This is a genomic window from Vibrio sp. 10N.286.51.B11, assembly GCF_041469245.1.
GTDB classification, from domain to species: domain Bacteria; phylum Pseudomonadota; class Gammaproteobacteria; order Enterobacterales; family Vibrionaceae; genus Vibrio; species Vibrio crassostreae_C.
The window spans coordinates 133,891-154,364 of sequence record NZ_JBFRKI010000021.1 but is presented as its reverse complement, the minus strand read 5'-3'; the positions used below and the strand labels follow the sequence as shown (position 1 = coordinate 154,364).

16 protein-coding genes and 4 pseudogenes are annotated in these 20,474 nt (G+C 40.0%); 9 read left to right on the top strand and 11 right to left on the bottom strand.

Translation table 11 applies throughout. The features are described from left to right. Positions 1 to 243, bottom strand: a pseudogene (locus AB4154_RS11805) (transposase); the annotation flags it as partial. Between the two features lie 82 nt (positions 244 to 325). On the opposite strand from AB4154_RS11805, the pseudogene AB4154_RS11800 reads away from it, so the two are divergent. Further along, positions 326 to 655: pseudogene (locus AB4154_RS11800) on the top strand (transposase); the annotation flags it as partial. Between the two features lie 403 nt (positions 656 to 1,058). Here AB4154_RS11800 and AB4154_RS11795 read toward each other — a convergent pair. The 3 genes from AB4154_RS11795 to AB4154_RS11785 form a co-directional block, all read right to left on the bottom strand. Further along, complete coding sequence (locus AB4154_RS11795; protein WP_372123112.1) at positions 1,059 to 1,379, bottom strand: transposase; 321 nt, start codon at positions 1,377 to 1,379, stop codon at positions 1,059 to 1,061. Between the two features lie 150 nt (positions 1,380 to 1,529). Continuing rightward, positions 1,530 to 2,729, bottom strand: coding sequence for an EAL domain-containing response regulator (locus tag AB4154_RS11790; protein ID WP_136974884.1), 1,200 nt, complete (start codon positions 2,727 to 2,729; stop codon positions 1,530 to 1,532). Further along, entirely contained in the window at positions 2,726 to 6,364 is a 3,639-nt protein-coding gene (locus tag AB4154_RS11785; RefSeq protein ID WP_372123110.1) for an ATP-binding protein, read from the bottom strand. Before AB4154_RS11785 ends, AB4154_RS11790 begins: the two co-directional genes overlap by 4 nt. Before the next feature lie 388 nt (positions 6,365 to 6,752). Here AB4154_RS11785 and AB4154_RS11780 point away from each other — a divergent pair. The 5 genes and pseudogenes from AB4154_RS11780 to AB4154_RS11760 form a co-directional block, all read left to right on the top strand. Further along, positions 6,753 to 7,460: pseudogene (locus AB4154_RS11780) on the top strand (IS5 family transposase); the annotation flags it as partial. A 164-nt stretch (positions 7,461 to 7,624) separates the two neighbouring features. Then, complete coding sequence (locus tag AB4154_RS11775) at positions 7,625 to 8,827, top strand: DUF1611 domain-containing protein (RefSeq protein ID WP_136974882.1); 1,203 nt, start codon at positions 7,625 to 7,627, stop codon at positions 8,825 to 8,827. Continuing rightward, complete coding sequence (locus AB4154_RS11770) at positions 8,824 to 9,960, top strand: alanine/ornithine racemase family PLP-dependent enzyme (protein ID WP_372123108.1); 1,137 nt, start codon at positions 8,824 to 8,826, stop codon at positions 9,958 to 9,960. Before AB4154_RS11775 ends, AB4154_RS11770 begins: the two co-directional genes overlap by 4 nt. Then, the gene (gene gspS2 / locus AB4154_RS11765; RefSeq protein WP_136974880.1) at positions 9,917 to 10,282 is read left to right on the top strand and encodes a type II secretion system pilot lipoprotein GspS-beta; all 366 of its coding nucleotides are present in this window, start codon (positions 9,917 to 9,919) and stop codon (positions 10,280 to 10,282) included. Before AB4154_RS11770 ends, gspS2 begins: the two co-directional genes overlap by 44 nt. Next, positions 10,283 to 10,513, top strand: a complete 231-nt coding sequence (locus tag AB4154_RS11760; RefSeq protein WP_004735670.1) for a hypothetical protein — start codon at positions 10,283 to 10,285, stop codon at positions 10,511 to 10,513. Positions 10,514 to 10,649: 136 nt separating this feature from the next. Here AB4154_RS11760 and AB4154_RS11755 read toward each other — a convergent pair. Further along, a pseudogene (locus AB4154_RS11755) lies at positions 10,650 to 11,547 on the bottom strand (IS3 family transposase); the annotation flags it as partial. A gap of 36 nt (positions 11,548 to 11,583) precedes the next feature. Between AB4154_RS11755 and AB4154_RS11750 the strand changes: the two are divergent. Next, positions 11,584 to 12,399: a tyrosine-type recombinase/integrase gene (locus tag AB4154_RS11750; protein WP_240798952.1), complete on the top strand. Its 816-nt coding sequence runs from the start codon at positions 11,584 to 11,586 to the stop codon at positions 12,397 to 12,399. A gap of 111 nt (positions 12,400 to 12,510) precedes the next feature. On the opposite strand, the gene tdh is transcribed toward AB4154_RS11750, so the two are convergent. Beyond that, positions 12,511 to 13,542: an L-threonine 3-dehydrogenase gene (gene tdh, locus AB4154_RS11745; protein ID WP_050649238.1), complete on the bottom strand. Its 1,032-nt coding sequence runs from the start codon at positions 13,540 to 13,542 to the stop codon at positions 12,511 to 12,513. Between the two features lie 110 nt (positions 13,543 to 13,652). Then, complete coding sequence (locus tag AB4154_RS11740) at positions 13,653 to 14,846, bottom strand: glycine C-acetyltransferase (RefSeq protein WP_136974879.1); 1,194 nt, start codon at positions 14,844 to 14,846, stop codon at positions 13,653 to 13,655. A 454-nt stretch (positions 14,847 to 15,300) separates the two neighbouring features. On the opposite strand from AB4154_RS11740, the gene AB4154_RS11735 reads away from it, so the two are divergent. Then, positions 15,301 to 16,233 (top strand): LysR family transcriptional regulator, encoded by a 933-nt coding sequence (locus tag AB4154_RS11735; RefSeq protein ID WP_065584581.1) that lies wholly within the window; start codon positions 15,301 to 15,303, stop codon positions 16,231 to 16,233. After that, positions 16,233 to 16,616, top strand: coding sequence for a VOC family protein (locus AB4154_RS11730; RefSeq protein WP_017069423.1), 384 nt, complete (start codon positions 16,233 to 16,235; stop codon positions 16,614 to 16,616). Before AB4154_RS11735 ends, AB4154_RS11730 begins: the two co-directional genes overlap by 1 nt. Positions 16,617 to 16,727: 111 nt before the next feature. On the opposite strand, the gene AB4154_RS11725 is transcribed toward AB4154_RS11730, so the two are convergent. The 4 genes from AB4154_RS11725 to AB4154_RS11710 all read right to left on the bottom strand — a co-directional run bounded on the left by AB4154_RS11725 (position 16,728) and on the right by AB4154_RS11710 (position 20,313). Next, positions 16,728 to 18,263, bottom strand: coding sequence for a PepSY domain-containing protein (locus AB4154_RS11725; RefSeq protein WP_136974878.1), 1,536 nt, complete (start codon positions 18,261 to 18,263; stop codon positions 16,728 to 16,730). Positions 18,264 to 18,374: 111 nt separating this feature from the next. Then, positions 18,375 to 18,725 (bottom strand): hypothetical protein, encoded by a 351-nt coding sequence (locus AB4154_RS11720; RefSeq protein ID WP_017064798.1) that lies wholly within the window; start codon positions 18,723 to 18,725, stop codon positions 18,375 to 18,377. Positions 18,726 to 19,026: 301 nt separating this feature from the next. Next, a complete protein-coding gene (locus AB4154_RS11715) occupies positions 19,027 to 19,422 on the bottom strand; it encodes a cytochrome b562 (RefSeq protein ID WP_017059534.1) in 396 nt (131 codons plus the stop codon). Positions 19,423 to 19,566: 144 nt separating this feature from the next. Next, positions 19,567 to 20,313, bottom strand: a complete 747-nt coding sequence (locus AB4154_RS11710; protein WP_017059533.1) for a phosphatase — start codon at positions 20,311 to 20,313, stop codon at positions 19,567 to 19,569. Positions 20,314 to 20,474: the final 161 nt, after the last annotated feature.

The following is a 20,474-nucleotide window of genomic DNA, read 5'->3' as shown; positions in this document are numbered from 1 at the left end:
ATAAACTTAGCTCAACTGCAATGATTTCATGAGTGCTTGTATCAACTTCAATATGAAGCTTTCTCGAGACACTACTCCTACTATCTGTCCCGTGTTTTTTACTTTCCATTCACCTTCGCCATAAACCTTAAGACCAGTCGCATCAATGGCTAAGTGTTGCATCGCCCCTCTCGTTTTTGTCTTAAATGAAATCTCAACTTGCTTGGTTCTTCGGCTACTAAAAGTGTAATGCGGACAATTTAACGAACATGGATGTAGTGGCATAGTAAATTTAGCCACCTAATTAGAGGTAATATCATCACCTCATAAGTTAACAGGTGACACAATGACAAAACGTAAAGAAGAATATTTAGTGCTGAATTTAAGGTAGAGGCTGCGCAACTCACGCTCGACCAAAACTATACTGTTGTTTCAGTAGCTCAAGCTATGAACGTCGGTAAATCCACAATGGATACGTGGGTTCGTGAGTTGAAAAAGAAACTAGCTCGCCTTTAAGAGCAAAACAAAATATTAGAAAGTGCAACAGCTCTCTTGATGTCGGACTCTCTGAACAGTTCTCAATAATCGAGAAACTCAGGAAGTGCTATAGCGTAAAACGTTGTGTAATGTGTTCAATGTTCATCGTAGTAGTTATAAGTACTGGCGAAAGCGGCCTATTGTCTACAGAGTCGCCGTTAGAAAATACTACTACTGATTATTCAGCGGAGCAGAGATTTTTCATAGTGATTGAAACTGCAACAATGTCTGAACGCGAGTTAGCTGAATACTGTAAGGTCTAAAGGGTTATTTGTCGATGACGTTAAAGCCTGGCGAGCACTATCTATCAAGGCGCTGAGCACAACATCGACTTCAATATCACACAAAGAAAAATATCACACAAAGAAAATAAGCAGTTACGTGAGGAACGCAGAAAGGTAAAAGCGTTGGAGAGGGAGTTGGCACGTAAAGAGAAAGCACTTGCTGAAACGGCTGCGCTACTGGTTTTGCGGGAAAAGTTCAATGCCCTCTGGGAAACCAACGAGGAAGACTGATTCCTATCTCAGAACGGCTTAAAATAGTCACACTTGTTGATGAAGCTGTACGTAAAGCGGCAACAAAGACAAAGGCTTGTTCCACCGTTGGGTTATCAATACGATTGCGATATTTGACCTGAACTGTCTTCGAGCGTTTGCTGATACAGGTGTAGTCCGTGGAACATCCAATAACTCAAAGATAGAATCGATAAAGCCTTGAAGAGCACGTAATGGAAGAGAGAAAATTCCCTTAATCATCAAGGCAGTTTCAATCGCGGTATCAGAATACTGGAAACCTCTACCACGCTTGCACAGAGCCTTATTGTATTCCGCCCAGTTAGTTATCTTCTTTTCCGCTTTACCCATGTCATCACCGTTCTAATCATCACAAAGGATAAGATCGCAGATCTTGGAAAAGGTTCAACTGATTTAAGCAACAACGCCTCTTTGGAGCGAAAACATCATGTATCTAAAATGTAATGAACTTATATAATCGAGATTCTATTTCCAATAATATCACCTAACCTTGTCGATAGAAAAAGTTGTTTTAGTGTAACAATGCTCTCTAAAGTTAAGTATATTCTCTATAAAATCAGGTTTTCCAGTTAAATACCCTTGGCATATATCAACACCTAGGTTTTTCATCGCACTGTATTCCTCGTAAACTTCAATACCTTCAGCTACAACAATCAACCCTAGTTTCTTAGCTAAACTTACAGATAACTCTAATGCATGCTTATGCTTTAGACAGAGCAAGTAATTTTTTACAAACCTTCTATCTATTTTCAACTCTGTAAATGGTATTTCAACCAAATTTATCAAATTGGAATGACCAATACCAAAATCATCAATAGATAGTCCAAATCCGTTAATTTTTAATCTAGTGATATTTTGTAACATTATAGGTTCAAGCTCATAAGCTATATTTTCAGTTATTTCAAATGTGAATCGATCAGGAGACAATTTTTTTGAGTCTAATATATCCAATATGTACCCCACAAACGTCTCATCAGATAAGTCTTTGGATGATATATTTATCGAAAATTTTAATTCACTTGGATATTTAGCAATTTTTGAGGTTACCATATTAAACAAAGCATTAAAAATAACTCTTGTATTACCGCTTTTTTCTAGCATTGGCATAAAAGATTTTGGATATAACAATCCATCACTAGAATGATCCCAACGAATTAAAGCTTCAAAAGAAACCAGTTCTTTTGAGTTAAAACTATATTGAGGTTGATAATGGACAATAAGCTCATCACGTTCAATTCCGCTCATGATCTCTTTTAATGAATATGATGAGATATTTGAGACAAAATCATTTGAATCAACCTTTGATTTTAATTTAGCCGCACATTCAACTACCTTTTTCAATGCAATATCATTGATTGGTTTAACATTAGAACATATAATGTTTAAACCATATAATCTAGCGACTTTCTCTGCCAAGATTATAATATCTTCTCCCAAACCACTTAATATACACAAAGGTTGCTCAAAGTTAATTGCACTAAGTTTGGATAATACAAGTAAACCATCTTCCTCAGGCATATCAAGATCAATTATGACCAAATCCACAAAATTATGCCTTAAGTATTCATAAGCCAAACTCGCATGATTAAAACATAATATCTCATAAAAATCGTATTGATTAAGTTTGGACTTTATTATTTCTGTCTCTAAAGGGTTGTCATCCAATAATAAAATTTTCATTTACTCCCCCGTATATAGTGTTTGGCACTATATATATGATTATTTACATCATTAATTAAATCTTCTATTAATGTTGGAATAACTTTATTTTTAGGACTATGAATTCCATCTTCGAGCTCTTGAGCTAATAAAACGATTGATTCAATACCCAATATAGAAGCTCCTCCTTTAATTTTATGCGCGATCCTTTTAAGGTTATCTCTATTTTCTTTCTTCAACTCTATTAAATCATCAGTCATGGTAGATATAAATAAGCTTCTCATTTGCTCGACGTCTGATTCAGGAACATGATCTAACCAGTGGTCATCTGGAATTAAGTCATTGATAATTCTTGATAATTTTTCAATCCCGTAAGGCTTATATAATACTTTATCAAAACCGACCAAATTTGCGGTGTCATGTACAACTCTAGAATCTTCGGCAGTACAACCGATAATTTTCAGAAAATGAGAATCAGGAGTCATTTCCCTAACATTCCTCACTAACTCAAAACCGTCCATGATGGGCATATGACAGTCAGTTATCAACAAACGATAGTAATTAGGCTTTGTCATCAAAGCATCTAGAGCTTCTTTTCCGTTTGTTACTAATTCTGCTTCTATCCCTAAATTTCGTAATTGATTTATAATAACAATCTGGTTTATTGGATTATCTTCAGCTACAAGAACAGGGATACTAAGTGATCTCTTAGTCTGTATAATTTTTTCTTTGTTAGGTTTAGCAACTTGTAAAATAGTATCTAAAAGTAAATCAGGGAAAAATGGCTTGATACTCAAATTTGTCTTTGTACCTATAGTTTCTTTAAATGCTACCTTTTCCGAATCAAGTAAAATGGTACAATCAAACTCTTTGCTTAATGATACATTATCCATATCACTGATTAGGACTTTGTTAATTGGATTTAATATATTCTCATTACAACCCCAAACAGAGAGCCATTCTGAAATAATTTCGAAATTGCTCTTATAGTGAATATAATATCCAGATAATAATTCCCCATAATATGAGACAAATTCATGACTTAATTCCAAATCTACTTTCGTCCCGACCCCTTCCAAACTTGAAACTTTTAAAGTTCCTTTCATCAGACTTGTTAATTCTGAAACAATAGTTAACCCTAAGCCAGTCCCACCATATTTTCTTGCAATTGAGTTATCAGCTTGTACGAATGGACTAAATATGATTTTTTGCTTATCATGCGACATTCCACAGCCGCTATCTGCTATAGAAATGAAAATCTTATCATTATCAATAGAAACATCAACTAATACACTTCCTTTATCAGTAAATTTGATAGCATTAGACAAGAGATTATTAAGGATCTGTGCATATCGAAGTGAATCAATAGATATGATATTAATAGGAGTCGGTGAAAAGTTATATTTTAATGTTAAACCTTTTTCACGAGCTGCAGCTAAATGTAACCTTACAACCTCTCCAGTTTCACGTAAAATATTGCATTCCCTAGGCTCTAATTTTAATTGACCAGCGTCTATTTTTGAGAAGTCAAGTATATCGTTAACTAGAACGTTAAGTTGGCGAGCTGAAGTGGAAACATTTGATAGTAACACTCGACTTTCTTCATCTGAAATTCGGTTTGACAACATCTCCAATAGACCAACCATACCTGCAATTGGAGTTCTCAACTCATGGCTCATTGAAGCTAAAAATTTATCTCGTATTGATATCGCCTTTTCTGCTTTTCCTTTGGCGGTTATTAATTCTCTTTCTTGGAGTTTTTTTTCGGTGATATCAGTAATTATTGATAATACATAGTTTTTGTTATTAGCTTTTATGCGCATACAAATATATTCAACGGTTTCCATTTTCATAGCACAGTTATTTACATCTAAAGTATAATTTATAGTATTACCGTTATTCAACACGTCCCTTCTATTTTCCTTCGTCTGTAAAAATTCGTTAGAGTCGCTAGTAGAACGTATAAGGCAACTATCGCAACGTCCACTCTGAAACTCCTTACAACTAGAGAGTAATAATGTGTCTGTGTCATCGTATATGAACACTTGAGACGGGAATTGAGTAATAACACATTGAAGGAAGTTTTTTTCTAATTCGAAATTTTTCGCATCATTTTCTTTTATTATAAATTGAAGATTTAAATTCTTCTGCCTTAAATATATTAACACACCAGCTACCGCTATCAATATAAATAATATTGCAATAATCCTGATGAAATGTTTATAATCAACTCCGTAAACAACGTTAAAGGGGTCATAAGAGTTCTTTATTTTGTTTATCTCATTAGAATCCCATGTTTTAAATGCACTATTCAATAATTCTAACAATAATTTATTGTCATTTGAAACGGCCATTGTTGCATCCACACTTCTATAATCTTTCCTATCAACGATATAATCATCTGTCGCATCAGACGAAGCAATTATGTCGACGAGGTCCTCTCTTATGTAAGCTTTTTTTATCTCACCAGACTCAAGTGCTCGTAAGATAGATTTAGGATTAGAAAAAAGTAAAACACTCTCACCAAAAACTTGCGTCTTTATTCCTAGCTTTTCTTTACCTTGTGCAAGTAAAACACCTTCTAACACGCTAGTAATTGACACACTTTTTGCTAAAGATAATGCATAATAACGAAATGAAATGACCGGATTTGTAGAACTAGCCAACCCAAAGTAATCACTGGTACTTAAAGTAAACGGTATTAGATTTATATCCCCCAAAGTAAGCATTTCAACAAGACTTTTACCATTATCATTAGCAATGTACTTAAACTCTAGTTCAGTTCTACTTTCTATTAATTTTAATATATCATATAAATAACCAGTTAAATTACCGCTTTGATTACGAAAAAGAAGAGGGAATACATCATCATCAAATGAATACTTAATGACATGATCACTGCGAGTTTTGTATTTGTTATTGTTTACTTCTAAAGTGTAATAATAGTTGTTGTTATCGTTAATGGAAACTTCCCGATCTGACCTTAAATTCCCTACTACTTCATCAACAATTTTTGTTAATCTGACGTTGTCCTTCTTTGAAAAAAGCGTCAAATTTACACTCCCTCCCCAATCTGGTGATTGTAGATTTCCACTTAATTCATCGGAGTTATTTAAAAACTTACTCAATGTAACATAACTTGCTAGTACAGCATCTATTTCTTTTGATGAAACGCTTTTCATAGCACTATCTATACTAATATACTTTTGGAAATTTTGAATATTTTCTGACTCTAAAATGTTACAGTATATAGTTCCCACAACGCAGGCCCATAGGCCATTTTTTTTAACTTCTGAGGTTGAAATAGACCAATATGCCACACTTTTTTTTAAGATTGGGACTGAATATAATGATTTATCATCTAGAGTTCCTGTTCTTTTAAAGTATAACGCCAGATCAACTTTCTTATGATTTAAATTATTCTTTAAACTATTAATTTCATCAAAAATTACATATTCTACATCTAATCCAATTTTATTGAAAATTTCCTCTAAGGAATCCAATTCTATTTCATTGAATCCATTCATCACCCCAACTTTAAGTAACTCACCATTTTCTAAAGGCTTTATCTCATTATTAGGTATAAGATCCTTACTTAAGGATGGCAGGGGTAAACATAAAAAAGCTAATACGACTAACAGTTTTTTGTATGACATTAACAGATAACCAATGACAGAAATTTTCCATATAATCGCCTACAGGAAACATGCCGTCAAATATAAGCATATGATGGATTTATTATAAGCTTTTGTATTATATACTAAAAATATCACCAATCATCTCATAGCCACCCGAAAATAAGACATTTCGCACGCACCAATAAGGCACTTCTTACGCGCAAGGTAAGTTTATCAACAGTCACTGTTGCAAAAGTCCTTCTTAACTTGCTTAAGCAAACACGACGACAAATCCTTAAGGTGCCCTGAAATTTTTTCACCGCTCATAAATATGTTGAGTTCAATGGGACAATAAAAAGTAATGTTCCAATGGCCTTGGTTAGGATTCATAGTGATCCGTGCCAGAAGTTTTGGACACTGAGTTAAGTTCCAGTACTCTGATACAGCGATTGAAACTGCCCTGATGATTAAGGGGATATTCTCTCTGCCATTACGTGCTCTTCAAGGTTTTATCAACTCTATCTTTGAGCTAATGGATGTTCCGCTGACCTCTCCTGGCTACACATGTATTAGTAAACGCTCGAAGACGGTTCAGGTCAAATATCGCAATAGGTCTAGAGGGGCTATTCACCATATAGCCATTGATTCGACAGGCCTCAAAGTCTTTGGTGAGGGTGAGTGGAAAGTAAAAAAGCATGGTGCAGAAAAACGAAGAACATGGCGTAAGCTGCACTTAGCTGTAGATGTGGATACTCACGAAGCGATTAGTGCGGAAGTCAGCCTTGTAAATGTTGGCTATAGTGAAGTGCTACCAACATTACTCAACCCTTTACGCAGAAAGGTTCATACCGAATTTACCTATGGAGCATATGACACAAAAAGTTGTCATGAAACCCTGAAAAATAAAGGCTGTACTCCGTTGATACCACCTCGAAAGAATGCAGTACATTGGGAGGATGGTCATCCCAGAAACGAAGCAGTAACGGCTCTGAAAAATGGGACAATATCGGAGTGGAAAACAGAGTCTGGTTATCACTATCGCTCAATATCTGAGACCGCAATGTCTCGATACAAGGGATTAACAAGCGGTAAATTGAGTTTGAGAAATTACAACGCTCAAGTGGGCGAAGTCTGAAAGTAATAGACTCAGAAAGCGTATTAATAATAACCAACAAAAGTCTGGTGAGTGTGTTACCTTGGTTGTTATCCCTACCGCTTAGTAGGGACTTCTTTTCTTTTCCGAACTCGCAACTCGGCACTCCTTAGTCGCCCTCCTAAGCCATACTGCAGGCTTTAATTATGTCCATCTCAACCGAAAAGTTAAGAAATATATTCAGACTCTCTAGAATTGAAAATGTAGATACCAACAACGTACCCCATTTCGCACCTTGGTTACCACTTGCTCAAAAAGTAAAACCTGTCATCCCTTCTGCGATTATATATTGCGAAGGTAATTTCGGTAAAATTGATGGTAAAACCGCTAATGGGTTAGTGAGACATTCGTTAAGCTATCGTATTTTATCGGTTATTGATAGTGGGTCTGCTGGCTTAGATGCTGGTGAAGTTCTTGATAACAAAGCCAATGGAATACCTATCCTTGCTAATGCTGAAGAAGCTATCATTCACGCAGAAAGCATTCCTGATTACTTCATTTTTGGTATTGCGCCATCAAGTGGCTTTTTATCTGACTTAGATAAAAGTATCATTTTAAATGCCATGTCACTAGGAATGAACATCGTAAATGGCTTACATGAATTCCTAACCGATGATCCTCTATTTTTAGAAGCCAGTTTAAAGAATAACGTTCGAATATTCGATACTCGCAAACCCAAAAGTAAAGGCGATCTGAAAACGTTTAGCGGGAAAATACACAACGTTAAATGTCCGAGAATTGCTGTAATGGGGACGGATTGCGCGCTAGGAAAACGAACAACAGCAACAATATTGGCGAATGAACTGACTAAAAAAGGCCTTAACGTCGTTCTGATTGCCACTGGTCAAACAGGTATTATGCAAGGCGCACAATACTGCGTTGCACTCGATGCTGTCCCTTCACAATTTTGTGCCGGTGAGTTGGAATCTGTCATTGTACAGGCCTATGAAAAAGAAAATCCGGATCTGATAATTATTGAAGGGCAAGGAGCCTTGAGTCACCCTGCGTTTTCAACCAGCGCTTTTATCTTACGTGGCAGTTGTCCAACGGGTGTGATACTGCAACATGCCCCTAAACGTTTATATCGTAGTGATTTTACTGATTGCCCAATGCCTTCGATTGCCTCAGAAATCAATCTTATCGAAACGTTTTCTAATACCAATGTTATTGGACTAACACTGAATCATGAAGATATGTCGTTGGATGAAACACGTTGTGCGATAGACACTTACACTACCGAATTTGGTCTACCGGTTACTGATGTCTTGTCACAGCCTGTTGAACATCTACTGCACATCGTAACGTCAGCCTTTCCTATAATAGCAAGTAAACTGGCCGAAAAAGGGTGAACTACCCTAGGTTAGACATCGATTGTGGAAAAGTTCATCATAACGCTCAGTTCCTGATTTCTCAGCTATCACTGAAAAATATATCCGTTACGCCTGTAACAAAAGTCTTCCTCGGCCACCCTATCATCGCACAAGTTCTTATTGATGCTGGCGCAACAATGTTAGCCGATTCAAGAATCGAAAATCTTCAAAAGATGACTGAAATTGGCATTGCTATCCCTAAAATGCTGATACGTACACCCATGCTCAGTCAAGTGGCGAGCGTAATAAAATACAGTGATATGAGTTTAAACTCTGAAGTTGAAGTGATTCAGAGGCTTTCACATGCAGCGGAACAACAAAATTGCTGTCACGGTATCATTATTATGGTTGAGCTTGGCGATCTCAGAGAAGGTGTGATGCCAAATCGCGTGATTGATTTTATCCGAGAGATTATTTCTTTACCAAACATCACGATAAAAGGAATTGGTACGAATTTAGCCTGTCGGTATGGTGTCGCTCCAGATGATCAAAATATGAGTATTCTTTCTGAGCTTGCCGATGGAATTGAAGCTACATTTGGGGTCAGTCTAGAAATTATTTCAGGGGGTAATTCTGCTTCAGTTAACTGGGCTCTTCAAAGAACAGGCTTAACTCGAGTCAATAACCTTCGTATAGGAGAAGCAATTTTTTTAGGCTGTGAGCCTTTAGAACACCAAAATATCAAAGGCTTACATACGGATGCGGTTTCTTTGACCGCTGAAGTGATTGAATCCAAGACTAAACCGACTTTGCCTTGGGGGAGTCGGGGGTTAAATGCTTTTGGTGAAAAAGAAAACCTTCAAGATAGAGGGGAGGTCTCACAAGCTATTCTAGCATTAGGCCGCCAAGATGTTTGTGTCAGCGGGCTTAAGGCTCCGAATGGGATTAAGATCATGTCTTCAACCAGTGATCATCTTGTCCTTGAATCCTCACAGAAACCACTACTTGTAGGGGAAAAAGTCACATTCAGTTTAGATTATAGTGCGCTCTTATCTTCTATGTCTTCACGTTATATCCATAAATATTTTAAGGCACCTAAAGGGAGAAGAAAGGAAGAAGGAGCGTATAATGCTACGAACAACTGTAATTCTCTTCGTCAGTGTCATGCTTAACGGTTGTCAGATAAGCCCAATAAAATCTAATGGGCTTGCCGATTATAGAGCGACGGTTATCTCAAGCCAACTTCCACAAGAGTTAGGCTCAATCACACTCGTAAATGCTCAGTCAGAGGGCAATAGTGTCACTCTTGTTTTCGTAAAAAAGAAAACTTTGAATATGGACAGCTTAGTAGAAAAAGTCGCCATTAGTTTTTGTGACAACATCGAAATAAGACCACTATTAGAGAGTGGGATCTCTTATCGAATCATAACCTTAGGAAAAAATGAGAAAGTAGAAAGCCTTAACGTCATTTCTCTAGCTAAGTGCTCTAATTGAATGCTTAGCAGTCGAATGGATAAAAGCCAATACGAGTTGTTCAATGTACTCAATGACACTATTTTATTGAGGTTTGACCGTCTTACGCCTTGGGAAAAAAACTTTATCACAGAGTTACACCATAAGGTCGTAACGAGACAACTCATTTCAATTAAACAAAAACAGCTTGCTTTAAAAATTTCAATGAAAGCCTATAAATCAAAGAAGAAAAACGCGCGTTCCAACGTTTGATTTAAGCTTGTGTATACCTAATCTGTTCAAGGTCCTCTAAACCTTGGGCAGATTAGTAGTATTTGCACTTAACGTATTGAAAACAATCAAGTGTAGAGGTGAATGGGTAACAACTTTCAGCGTAATGGCAATTGAAATAGTCTTTCGAGCAGTACTGACTACCTCGATCGCTATGAGTTATAACCTGCTCAGGGAATCCTCGACGGAATAAAGCCATCGATAAGGCATCACAGACCAGTGAGGCCGTCATTCTCGTATCCATAGACCAACCAATTACTTGCCTTGAATATAGGTCAATAATGACAGCTAAGTACAGCCAGCCTTCGCTTGTGGCAACATAAGTAATGTCTCCTGCCCATTTTTGATTCGGAGCCGTTGCGTTAAAATCTTGAGCGAGCAAGTTCGGAGCAACGGGCATTTTATGCTTACTGTCCGTTGTACACTTAAACTTGCGTGCTGCTTTCGCTACTAAATCCTGACGTTTCATACTGGCGGCAATGGTCTTAACATTATGGTTATCACCGCTCTCTGCCAGTTCTTTCTGAATACGTCTGAGCCATCTCATTCTTTGCTAACGTCAAAGGCTTCTTTTACCTTGGTATCAAGCTTTTGGCGCTCTGTTTCACGTTGAATCGCCTTGTGGCGGTTCTCAACCCAATAATAAAACCCACTTCAAGAAACTCTGAACACCTTAGCCATACGGGAAATACTGAAACTCAGCAGGTGTTCGAGCATAAATTCATAGCAATTTACTTTAGATTTTTCGCGAAGTAGGTGGCGGCCTTTTTTACGATGTCTAGCTCTTCTGCTTGCTCTGCCAACTGCCTTTTTAGCTTAGCGACTTCAACGGCCAATTCTTGTTCTCGTTGGCTAATATTAGAATTCTTCTTTGTGGCTTTTCGCCAACCATAGATCTGAGATTCATGTAACGAGAGCTGTCTTGCAGCTGTAGCGACTCCCACTTTCTCTGCCAACTTCAGGGTTTCAGCTTTAAATTCAGGAGAATGGATAATACGTTTCTTCTTGCTTGTTATGGTTCACCTCATTAGTGATTGTACTCACTTAACTCAGTGTCCAAAACTACTGGTGCGGATCAGCAAGCTCGGGATCTGATAGCCAAAACAATTGAAGGATTAGGTAACCCGATTGCCTACCACCTTAAAGAACGAGACTACTTGGACTATCGTGCAACACGAATACCTTACCGTGGCAAAAATAAATCTGTTGAGATTTCACCAACAACACATAACATGGAATTGATTTATCTAAAGGGAATGTTCAAGAAACTAATCAAGTACAATCAATGGAAATACCCCAACCCGATTGAAGCTATCGATACAATCAAAACTAGCGAGAAGAACCTGGCATATCTAACCAAGCCACAAATTGAAGAGTTCCTATTTAACCTGAAGAATTTCAACCGCGTAATTACAGTCTCGATTCCACAGCTCATTGTAATCTCTAAGATTTGCTTAGCCACCGGTGCTCGTATAAGTGAAGCTCTCACTCTTACCCGTTCACAAGTAGCTGAATTCAAGCTAACTTACACCGAGACAAAAGGTAAGAGAAATCGAAGTGTGCCCATCTCACCTGCTTTGTATCATGAGATCTTAGATATCGCAGTGAACGACCATAAGATTTTTGACACTACTTATAAGGATGCCTGGCGCTACATTAAAAGGGCTTTACCTAATCATGTTCCAAGTGGGCAAGCAACGCATGTTCTACGGCATACATTTGCTTCGCACTTTATGATGAATAAAGGGGATATTTTGGTGTTACAGCGGATTCTAGGTCACACAAAAATTGAGCAGACAATGGCGTATTCTCACTTTGCTCCCGAGCATTTGATGCAGGCAGTTCACCTCAATCCTTTAGAAAATTAATGGCGACAAAATGGCGACAGCCACTGTAATCGAGCGTTATTTAGCGGTTTTAGACGTAAAAAAGGCGACAATTTAACCTGTCGCCTTTTACTAATGAGAGCCTAATTTAGACTATTCCCAATCAAGGATAACCTTTCCTGAAAGCCCGCTACGCATAGCGTCGAAGCCTTTTTGGAAGTCATCAACCTTGAAGTGATGCGTGATAATTGGCGTTAAATCTAGGCCTGATTGGATTAGTGAAGCCATCTTGTACCAAGTTTCGAACATCTCACGACCGTAGATACCTTTGATAACCAAGCCTTTAAAGATTACTTGGTTCCAGTCTACTGCCATATCTGATGGTGGAATACCTAGTAGAGAGATCTTACCGCCGTGGTTCATGTTAGTCAGCATGCTGTTGAACGCAGATGGGTTACCAGACATTTCTAGGCCTACATCGAAGCCTTCAGTCATGCCAAGATCAGACATTACGTCTTCAAGCTTCTCTTCCATCACGTTTACTGCGCGAGTCACACCCATTTTCTTAGCAAGATCTAGGCGGTACTCGTTTACATCAGTGATTACAACGTGACGAGCACCAACGTGCTTAGCAACAGCTGCAGCCATGATACCGATTGGGCCAGCACCAGTAATTAGCACGTCTTCGCCAACTAGGTCGAAAGAAAGTGCTGTGTGTACTGCGTTACCAAACGGGTCAAAGATTGAAGCTAGATCGTCAGAGATTTCTGCAGGGATCTTAAATGCGTTGAACGCAGGAATCACAAGGAACTCAGAGAACGCACCAGTGCGGTTAACACCAACACCTGTTGTGTTACGACAAAGGTGAGTACGGCCGCCACGACAGTTACGACAGTGACCACATGTGATGTGACCTTCGCCAGATACACGGTCGCCGATTTCAAAACCACGAACTTCTTGGCCAATGCCAACAACTTCACCCACGTATTCGTGACCTACTACCATAGGTACTGGGATTGTGTTTTGTGACCACTCATCCCAGTTGTAGATATGTACGTCAGTACCACAAATTGCGGTTTTCTTAATACGAATAAGAAGATCATTATGACCCATTTCAGGTTTTTCAACCTCGGTCATCCAAATGCCTTCTTCAGGCTTAAGCTTAGAAAGTGCTTTAATTTTCATAATTTTATCCAGTTCATCTCGCCTAACTGTAAGGCGAGAATCAAAAATCTATATATTCTACTGGGTGTTGCTCTATCTAATTAAAGGATGCTCGTGGCATCCCTTTAAAATTAGATGATACCCATGTCTTTACCAACTTGAATGAACGCATCGATTGCGCGGTCTAGTTGCTCACGAGAGTGTGCAGCAGACATTTGCGTACGGATACGAGCTTGACCTTTTGGCACTACAGGGAATGAGAAACCTACTACGTAGATGCCTTTCTCTAGTGCGCGCTCTGCGAATTCAGCCGCTACTTTTGCATCACCCAGCATGATTGGGATGATTGCGTGGTCAGCACCGCCCATAGTGAAGCCCGCTGCTTCCATGCGAGTACGGAAGTGAGCAGAGTTTTCCCATAGTTGAGTGCGTAGGTCGCCTGATTCCGCAAGAAGATCTAGAACACGGATAGACGCAGATACGATTGCTGGTGCAACAGAGTTAGAGAATAGGTATGGACGAGAACGCTGACGTAGCCAGTCGATCACTTCTTTCTTACCAGAAGTGTAACCGCCTGAAGCGCCACCCATTGCTTTACCAAGCGTACCTGTGATGATGTCGATACGGTCAACAACGTTGTGGAACTCGTGAGTGCCCGCGCCGTTTTCGCCCATGAAGCCCACTGCGTGAGAGTCATCAACCATTACTAGTGCGTCGTACTTGTCTGCAAGGTCACAGATAGCAGGAAGGTTAGCCACTACGCCGTCCATTGAGAACACGCCGTCAGTTACGATTAGTGTGTGACGAGCGCCCGCTTCTTTAGCTGCGATAAGTTGTTGCTCTAGCTCTTCCATGTTGTTGTTCGAGTAACGGAAGCGCATTGCTTTACATAGACGAACACCATCAATGATAGATGCGTGGTTTAGAGCATCAGAAATGATTGCGTCTTCTTTGCCTAGAATCGTTTCGAATAGGCCAGCGTTTGCATCAAAGCAAGATGTGTAAAGGATAGTGTCTTCTTTACCAAGGAACGTAGATAGCTTTTGCTCTAGTTCTTTGTGAGAGTCTTGAGTACCACAGATGAAACGTACTGAAGCCATACCAAAACCGTGCTGATCCATACCATCTTTAGCTGCTTCGATAAGAGCTGGGTGGTTAGCAAGACCTAAGTAGTTGTTTGCACAGAAGTTTAGTACTTCTTCACCAGTCGAGATAGAAACCGCTGCTTTTTGTGCAGAAGTGATAATGCGCTCAGACTTGTAAAGACCTTCTTCTTTAACTTCTTCGATTTGAGTTTGAATCTGTTGGTAAAATGCAGAAGACATTGTCTATTCCTTCCTAATTATTATTCAGCAGCATCGCGCGCTGCTTTATGTAGGGATATAAACGATCTCAAAACGATCATTTACACTGTAAAACTTATGCCTATATTCTAGTTGAACATCCCCGTTTCGATTATCCCTTTAGTTGGAAAAACATTAGTGAACCTGAGGCACGAATAATGGTTCACCCCAGTGACACAGGGCACATAAACGTGTCTTACTTGTTCTTTTTAACGACAAATCACCCTCCATTCCGGCCTAATTTCGCTTTCATATCAAATATCAATTTTTCATCTCAGAATGCGCAGCAGCAACGCCGCTATACAGATGAGCTTCAAACACAACAACCTATCAGAGCAATCACGTCAATCAATTAATGAAATTGATTCACAAATCAAAGTAAATCGCTCACAATTACCATTAAGTTCATCGTTGAAACTAGCTTAACTGGATACTTATGATTAACCCAAAACTCATCGCCCTGCTTCCGGATCTCGCCTCGTTCATTTTGGTGGTTAACGAAGGTAGTTTTACGGCTGCAGCAAAACAGTTAGGCGTGACACCATCAGCCTTGAGTAAGCTCATCACCCGCTTGGAAAAAGCGCTATCGGTGAAACTGTTTGAGCGTACCACTCGTACCCTTATCATTACGCAAGCGGGTCAATTGGTTTATGATCAGAGCGTGGTGATGATCAACGCAGCGCAACAAGCCGTTGAACTGTCTACCTCCGACCATACCGAACCTGCAGGCTCGATAACGGTAGCGGCGCCTGAAGCCTTCTTGAATTCGGTATTGCAGCCTTTCGTTGTTCCATTCTTAAATCAGTATCCAGAAATCCAACTTAAATTGAGAGCGGCTGACGGCGACATCGATATTTTACGTCAAGGCATCGACATTGCTTTCCGCCTGACTGATAAGCCCGACGAAAGCTTAGTATTGAAAGAGTTAGGAAAAACAAACCTCGTGTTGTGTGCAAGCCCTGACTATTTAGATGCCAAGGGGATTCCTCACCACCCTACCGAGCTGTCTGAACACGACTGTTTGTATCTTGCAGAGACAGACAAAGATCACATTTGGGATTTTCTTAAAGATGATGAATTTCACACGGTACCCGTCAGTGGGCGTTACGCAGTTAACCATTCGCAAATGCGACTAAAAGGTGTGAAAGAAGGTCTAGGTGTAGGTATTTTCCATGACTTCGTGATTCAAGATGCGTTGGCTGAAGGCTCCGTGGTACAAGTGTTGGAAGATTGGACCATCAAGAGTAACTACCATGGTGCTATCGCGATGCAATTTGCTCAAACCAAGTATATGCCCGCACGACTGCGTGTATTCATTGATTACGCCATGAAGCACTTAGGTGACAAGTTGGCAGGAGAAATAAACTGATGCTGAAAGGAATACACCACGCGGCCATAATCTGTTCAAACTACGACGCGTCGAAACACTTTTACACTGAGATTTTGAAACTTGAGATAATTGCCGAAAACTATCGTGAGGCTCGCCAGTCGTACAAACTTGATTTAGCGCTACCTAATGGTGCTCAAATAGAACTATTCAGCTTCCCTAACGCGCCAGAAAGGCCTAGCTTTCCTGAAGCTCAAGGGCTAAGACACTTAGCTTTTTGTGTTGATGACGTTCAACAAATCAAAAGCTATTTGGAAGAACAAAGAATCGAAGTCGAACAGATCCGAATTGATGAATTTACAGGTAAAGCATTTACTTTTTTTGCCGATCCTGACGGGCTTCCGTTAGAGCTTTATGAAATCTAGAGCTTTATCAAATATAGAGCTGTACAAGTCTAACGTCTTCTTAATAAACAGAGCATGTCATCTGAATAATGAAACTGACCTCCTCAAAAAGGAGGTCAGTTTGTATATCAATTAACTCAATGCCGTCTTGAATTTCTCAACGCGTGAAAATAGTAACCAATCCAGCAGCATTGCTGTCACGATCGTCGCTCCCGCCAGTGGAAACAGTACTGAAATAACTATCACGATCACTAAACCTGTCTTCCAAAGCCCTGCATCGCCAAACTTCGGTGGCGTGCCAAGCTTTCTTTGACCTGAAGGTCTACGTATCCACCACATCACACCGCCAGTCACGGACACAACAATGAACGCCAAACAAAACAAAGCATTTAGAAGCTTGTTAATGATGCTGATGTCACCTTGATGCAATGAAATACCTACCGCTAACGTTTTGGCAATGAAGTTATAATCTTGCCATGTCACCTCACCCAGAATACGACCTGAGTATTGGTCGAGGTGCGTAGTACGGTCCTGCGTTGGATCAATGATGTCACCGCCCATAGTGTTGGCTGTGACCGTGTAAACACCCGTTTCTGAACGCGGGAAATTCACCTTGTATCGTGTAAAGCCAAGTGAGTATGCTTTTTCAGTAACGTCATCAATGTCGAAGTTGCTTGCTGACAACACATGTTGAGAGTGATCTTCACCCATCTTAGAGTGATCATGAGGTTCCGTCGCCTCTTCCACATGATGAACGTGTTCTGCTGGCTTATCTTGAGACAAAGGCAATAGTGTTTGCTCCAAGTTCCAAGGTAGCTCTTCTTCTGAGCCATGGTTGAGGGAAGCGTGCGTCTTATCAGACAACGGAATATCGTCCCACATTTGAGCAGGGAAAGTGCTCCATGCTTGAACAAGCTTACCGCCCCAAAAACCTGTCCATGCCAATCCAGACAGAATAAACAACAACAGAACGAGCGATAACACACCTCCAATGTTCGCATGCAGATCACGCATTAAAATACGCGTTCCTGAACCAAATCGAAGCTTAAGAAAACCAGCGCGGCTCGCGTTATCTCTAGGTAACCATAAGTAAATACCACTGATGAGCAACAGAATAGACAAGCTTATTGCGACTTCAATTAGATAATCACCCCAATCACCAATCAACAAAGTGCCGTGAATGTCATTCGCGAGTTGGTACAGGCTGTCGCTACGCGGAATCTCTCCGACCACTTCGCCCGTATATTGATTTACCGTGGCGAAGACCGATGTGCCGTCTACAAGTGCTACCGAAAAGCGGTTAGCCAGATCAGGAGCTTTGCTCGGAACAAACTGGGTAACCGAACCTTGTGGGTATTGAAGTTGTACTGCAGCTAACTGTTGTGACACTTTAATCGACTCGCCCGATGCAACAATCTCTAGGGCTTCGTGGTGGAAAGTCAATTCGATTTCATCATCAAACAGCATCACCAAACCTGTAATGCTCAGCATTAACATAAACGGGATAACAAATAGCCCAGCATAGAAGTGCCAGCGCCATGTGAGGAAATAGAGGGTTTTATTGCGGTCTTTGCTTTTTATATTGGTTTCCGAACCGGTTGTTGCACTGCTTTTAGACTGCGAAGTTGCTTGTGCTTTCGCAGGGGTTTGAGATTCATTTCTCAACATTATAATTTCCTTTGACACACGCAAACATACCTTCTGAAAAATCAGAAAGTAATCTGAGCATGTTTAACTTTACTTAATACTTTATTTTTTAATTATTTTAATGGGTTAGGTTTAAGCAATAACAAAGGGAGGGCCGCGCGGGGCTTGCCTCGTGTAGCGTTCGCTTAGAGCCAAAAAAGCGTAGCTGTCGGAGACAATAGAACTCAGTCGAGTTGTCAGTAGTGTCGTGGGAAGTTCATCTTGGTGAAACGTGGAAAAATGGCTAAACGGACACGGCTTTCCTTTATGAGTATTAGGTTCGCCTTCTTCGATTTGAACCAATTCAAAGCCATTGACCGTACATAACGACGCCCATACTCCCGCACTATTACCATGAGCATTGATAACAGGCATTAATGTCACTAGCGCCCAGCTTAATGCTGTTGCAAGTAACATGAAGAAGTTGAACGAGGTTCGGCGCATTATTCCAAGTCTTTATAAATTTCCCTTATTATGAGGGACTTGGAATATAGGTAAACGTAAAGATTAACAGCAAGTTAAAAAATTGAAGCTAACGCACACTCTTTTTCGTTAAATACTGGTTACAACACTAAAACTAAGAAAGTAATACTCATCTCTTTGCAGCAGGCTTTCGATAAAAGAGACAATAAAAACGCCGCCTTACACCTTCCTCGAAAGAGGGTAATGTAAGGCGGCGTTTTAGAAATCGAATCTTGAGGTTTGCTCTTTGTTACCTATCTAGCAAACGTTCATGATTAACGAATTAACCGAAGATCTTGCTCCAGATGCTTGGGTTACGCTTCTCATGGTACTCTTCACGAAGGCCATCAATAGTACGAAGTTCTTGCTGTGCCGACGCTAAGTCACCTTGGTCTAGCTTCTGCTCAATGCTATCCAGTGATGCACTGATCTTTTTGAAGCCTTCCATGAAGTTGTCTTCTTTCTCGACTGGGTAAACACCCGTTTTCAGCTCTGCCACTAGCGTATCTAAACGAACGATAGGCTTTTGCATCTCTTCAATGCTTTGAGCTTCTGCCGCTTGTTTGAACGCAAGCTTCATTTCTTGCATGTTTTTCTTAAGGTCTACATTAGCAAATGCGTTGCCAGACAATACTGAAGCAGCGATTAAGCCAGATAAAAGGATTGAGCGAGTTTTCATTGTTTCTCCAAGTGAAGCGGTGTCTTTGAAGTTAGAGCCGTCATTACTGTGGCACTTCGACTTTATTATTTTCGGCTAGTGTATACAAAAATCTTTCAGGCACAAAAATTGATTGTGTCGAAATGCAAACCCGCCGACATTCTCTTAAACAAGATCTGAATATTCTGGGATTTCATTACGACCGCGCAAGGCCAAAAAGGCTAGGAACTGCTTTGGCGAATGGGTAATCACTTTACTCGAATCTACGCCCACTTCATCTAACAATGCTGCGACTAAGTCTAAGCCACCGACATCTAAACAGAAATGCGCATCGCTGCCTGTTGTAATAAATGCACCCTTCGCTTTCGCTATTCTTGCAATCTCATAGCAGCGGTCAACACTGCCAACTCGGCTATTGCCTTTGAGTGTGGTGTTGTTGATCTCAATCGCCACGTTGTTCTCAACCGCACATTGAATAACGGCTTCGAAATCGAAATCAAAATTAGGATTGCCTAAGTGACCAAGCGCATCAATTCGACCGCCCTTAATCACATTCAACAATGCTTCTGTATGGGTAGCGACATCCGATGGGCGAAATACTGGCTCATGAAAACTCGCGATCACCCAATCCAAGTTCTTATCCACACTCGGATGAATGTCGATTTCACCCTGTGTGTTCATGATGTTTGACTCAACACCTCGAATAATTGCGACATCTTCAATAAAACGAGGGAGCACACGCTGATTGCTGAAGAACCAATAGTGTGGCGCGCCCGGCATTGATTCTGAATGATCAGTAGTACAAAACATGGCTAAACCATTTTGCTTTGCCGACTTGGCGTTTTCGATCAATGTGCTGTAAGCATGACCACTTGCGTATGTGTGGGTGTGAGTATCTACTTTGAGTTCCATGAATCAATGCCCTCTTCGCTCGGTCAAAATACGTTTTTCAGAAAGTAACTCTGAATCTCTTTCAGGAAAAGAATACTTCAGAAAATGAATGCCTAATGGCAACAATTCGGCCAGTTTATCAGCTGAAAGTGACAATTAGCACCCAAACATAAAGGTTTATT